The organism is Tabrizicola sp. (assembly GCF_031377265.1).
Classification (GTDB): domain Bacteria; phylum Pseudomonadota; class Alphaproteobacteria; order Rhodobacterales; family Rhodobacteraceae; genus JAUYQR01.
In genome coordinates, this window is record NZ_JANMET010000011.1 from 1 (window position 1) to 3,329 (window position 3,329).

Below are 3,329 nucleotides of genomic sequence, written 5' to 3' on the forward strand. Positions count from 1 at the left end.
GCAGACGCCTTACCGCGCCAGCCCAGGCAGCCGCGCCCCGATTTCCATCCCGACGGTCCAGGCTGCACCGCCCTTGCCCTCCGCCTTTCGGCTCGGGGCTATCGGTCCGGGTGATGGTCCAAGGGACAAATCCCTGTCAGACCTCCGCTGTCAGCACACGCAGGTCGTGACCTGCCCCGACAGTCCACCCGAAAGCCCGCCAAACCTTAACACTTCCCTAAAACCGTAACCCTAACCCATTGATTATATTGGATCGGAAGTCTTGTCCACGCGTGGACATCACACCGCAACCGGCATCCCACCCCCGGAACGGAGGCCCTTGCGCCCCTATCTCCCATACCGGGAATACCCCAGGTCCGCAGCCTCGATCTCCACCCGCCGCCCCGAAACGATGTCCGCCAACCCCTTCGCCGGGTCTAATGAGCCGGCATCGCTCACCGGCCCGATGGCGGCAGGTCGGTAGGGTTCAGCACGTTGACATAGTCATACTCGAACCGGTTGTGCATCACGCCCAAAGTGCCCGACAGGCGCAATCCCATCACCTCGCTGAGAGCGGCGTAATGGCTTACACCGCCGAAAACGCCGACCATCCGGTTGTTCGACCGCGTGGTCAGCGTGCGCCACAACTCGTCGTCGGTCACCCGCAAAAGCCCGGTCAGATCCTGCGATGCCGTACCGCCCTGCACCCCAGCGCTGATCCGCCAGCCGCTGCTCAATGCCCATTCCTTGGCCAAGCGTCAGCAGCGCCATCCTGGTCTCGACCGCGGTCTCCACTGTCCAGTTGGCAGGCAGGTTGAACCCGTCGTCATAGCTTCCGGGAAAGGTTTCCGCGCGGTCCCACCGTGATCGTCGCGTCACCGGTGGTCTGCGCCCCGGTCAGGCTGAAGATCAGGCGCGCGGTGCTGCCCCAAGGCCGGCTGTAGGCCACGGCCACCCGACCCCCCAGGCCGAAATCCAGCGCATCGGTCGACTGAAGCTGTGGGCCGCCGCCATTCAGCGTCGTCAGCGTGTCCTGCAAGGTATTCACCGGCGTCAACAGGCCGAAACTCAGTTCGATCATCTGCCCGCTGGCAAGCGGGTCGTCCCGACCAGTCTGTGCCAGCACGGCATGAGTTGATAACGACAGTCCCGCGCAAAGCGTGGCGATTTTGGCGCTTTGCCTCATTGCAGGTCCATTCCATCAGGCATGACAGCAGTCGTGAAGGATCGACCATACCTTGTATCAAATTTTACAAAGGTATGGTTTCGCTGCCTGGGTAACCGGGTTGACACCGGGCAATTACTAGCTGTTACACCGCCGCGCACAGGCGCGTTGCCGCCCCGATCACCCGTGGCCCGATCACCCGTGGCCCGATCACCCGTGGGATGGGTGCCAACCCGCAACCTCCTGGCCAGATGCCCCGGCACGGTCTCCGCATCCCGCTTAACCTGACTGACCACAAGCCGGGCCGGGCCTGTTGCTCGGCCCACGCAAGCGCGCGTTGGTGTTCGGGCGGCGGAATGGCTTCAGAACAAGCCCCTCACCGGCCGCTGCGGCCGGCAACTTTGGGTCGGCGCCTGCCCCGGCACACCGCTCTAAGAATGGCCAAACCTGAACGCTTCCCTAACGCCTTCCCCTAACCCCTTGATTTTCCTTAGCCGAAAATTTGTCCACGCGTGGACATCATACCGGAACCGGTATCCAACCCCCGGAACGGAGGCCCTTGCGGCCCTCCCTCACGTAGGGGCAGCGCCCCAGAACCGCAGCCTCGATCTCCGCTCGCCGCCCCCAAAACCGATCTCCGCCAGCACCCTTGCCGGGTTTGTCGAGCCGGCATCGCTCGCCGGCTCGAGGGCGTACATCTGCAGCGCGTCAGGCACGACCGGGCCATCGTTCAGCGCCTCGATGATCGTTTCCCACAGCCCCGCCAGCGCCCAGCGCCGGAACGGGCGGCAGATGGATGACCCCTTGCCAAACCCTTCGGTTTGGTCGCGCCACGGTGAGCCGATCCGAGCGATCCGAAATATCCTGTCCATGACAAAGCGATGGTTCTCTGGCTTGCCTCCATTCGGAACGCGGACGGCCAGAGTGAAGCGCTGATGAAACGCCCACCCCTCGTCCGACATCAGGTCTCGTGCCAAGCGGGTCCCCAGCGCGGATACCAGCTTGACCAACGATCAGCGCGCGAGGTGAATCCCTTGTGTCGACAAGACCTAGAGTGGCGTTCTGCCGGACGGAATGGTGAAGCTGAGGTGATTTTGACTCTGCACGCGTTCGTATTGCAGATCTTCGGTCAAGGTTCTGATCAGGTACCAGCCAAAACCACCCTCGGGCAAATCCTCCAACGCGCCGTTGATCCCTGCTGGTAACGCGCCAACGGGTGCCCTGCCGTCGCGCATTGCCAGCCCGCGGTCGGCAACCTTGCAGGCAAGGCCCGCGCCAGTTCTGGCAAGCCAAAGGTCGATCGGGCCGGGCACCGAGGGATAGGCATGTTCGACGATGTTGTTCAGCACTTCGCCCAGCACCAGTTCTGCCGTGCCGCGGTCATCCGCCGACAGATCGCACAGCGGGACCGTTGCCGCGAGGCCGATCAACCCTGCGCGCACCGACATCGGGTCGCCCGCGATGATCAGATGCGTCGCCCCGGTTTCGCGGACAATGTCAGGCCTTGACTGCATTCTGTCCTGCGTCGGATTGCATTTTGTGGATGGTGAAGATGCTGTCCATTCGGGTCAGACGGAACACCTTTTCGACCGTTGCGGTCAGGCCGGCCAGTTCAAGCTTGCGGTCCGGACCCAGCATCTTCAACACCGCCACCACCGCGCCAAGACCACTGGAATCCAGGAACAGCACTTGGCTGAGGTCAAGAATGATGCGGTCTGCCGGGCAAGTGGTAAGGTCGCGCATGCTTTCCTTGAACTGGATGGCGCTTGCGGCGTCGATCCGGTCTTCAAGGACCGATACGGTCAGTACGCCGTTTATCGTGGATGGTTTCAGTCTCATGGCCGTTCCCCTTGCTGCATTGGGGCCAGCCTAGACGCCAAGGGTTAGCAACCCGTAACCGTCAATTCATTTGAAACTGCAGCGGATAGCGCCCGTCTTCGAAATCGCCGAACAGATCGCCGAGGTCGGGGTGGTCTACCGGTTCGCCGGTTTCGTCAGGGACCAAGTTCTGTTCCGAGACGTAGGCAACGTAGTAGCTTTGGTCGTTTTCGGCCAGAAGATGGTAGAACGGCTGATCCTTCGAGGGGCGGCTGTCTTCGGGGATGTTCTCGTACCATTCATCGGTATTAGAAAACATCGCGTCCACATCAAACACCACACCGCGAAACGGGTGCTTCCGATGCCG

5 protein-coding genes and 1 pseudogene are annotated in these 3,329 nt (G+C 62.2%); all 6 read right to left on the reverse strand.

All coding sequences use genetic code 11. The features are described 5' to 3' along the window. Nucleotides 1-434: 434 nt before the first annotated feature. Nucleotides 435-716 (reverse strand): hypothetical protein, encoded by a 282-nt coding sequence (locus tag RMO18_RS00745; protein WP_309663325.1) that lies wholly within the window; start codon nucleotides 714-716, stop codon nucleotides 435-437. 89 nt (nucleotides 717-805) lie between these two features. Next, nucleotides 806-1,060: a hypothetical protein gene (locus RMO18_RS00750; RefSeq protein WP_309663326.1), complete on the reverse strand. Its 255-nt coding sequence runs from the start codon at nucleotides 1,058-1,060 to the stop codon at nucleotides 806-808. A gap of 779 nt (nucleotides 1,061-1,839) precedes the next feature. After that, a pseudogene (locus RMO18_RS00755) lies at nucleotides 1,840-2,106 on the reverse strand (transposase); the annotation flags it as partial. An 87-nt stretch (nucleotides 2,107-2,193) separates the two neighbouring features. Next, a complete protein-coding gene (locus tag RMO18_RS00760; RefSeq protein WP_309663327.1) occupies nucleotides 2,194-2,658 on the reverse strand; it encodes an ATP-binding protein in 465 nt (154 codons plus the stop codon). Then, the gene (locus RMO18_RS00765) at nucleotides 2,642-2,983 is read right to left on the reverse strand and encodes an STAS domain-containing protein (RefSeq protein ID WP_309663328.1); all 342 of its coding nucleotides are present in this window, start codon (nucleotides 2,981-2,983) and stop codon (nucleotides 2,642-2,644) included. The genes RMO18_RS00760 and RMO18_RS00765 overlap by 17 nt, the downstream gene beginning before the upstream one ends. A 61-nt stretch (nucleotides 2,984-3,044) precedes the next feature. Beyond that, on the reverse strand, nucleotides 3,045-3,329 hold a 285-nt coding region (hspQ, locus tag RMO18_RS00770; RefSeq protein WP_309663329.1), incomplete at its 5' end, for a heat shock protein HspQ.

What these genes read in the sequence shown, in the direction of transcription:
- RMO18_RS00750 (WP_309663326.1), bottom strand. Translation starts at nt 1,060, where the DNA reads ATGATCGAACTGAGTTTCGGCCTGTTGACGCCGGTGAATACCTTGCAG.
- RMO18_RS00760 (WP_309663327.1), bottom strand. Translation starts at nt 2,658, where the DNA reads ATGCAGTCAAGGCCTGACATTGTCCGCGAAACCGGGGCGACGCATCTG.
- RMO18_RS00765 (WP_309663328.1), bottom strand. Translation starts at nt 2,983, where the DNA reads ATGAGACTGAAACCATCCACGATAAACGGCGTACTGACCGTATCGGTC.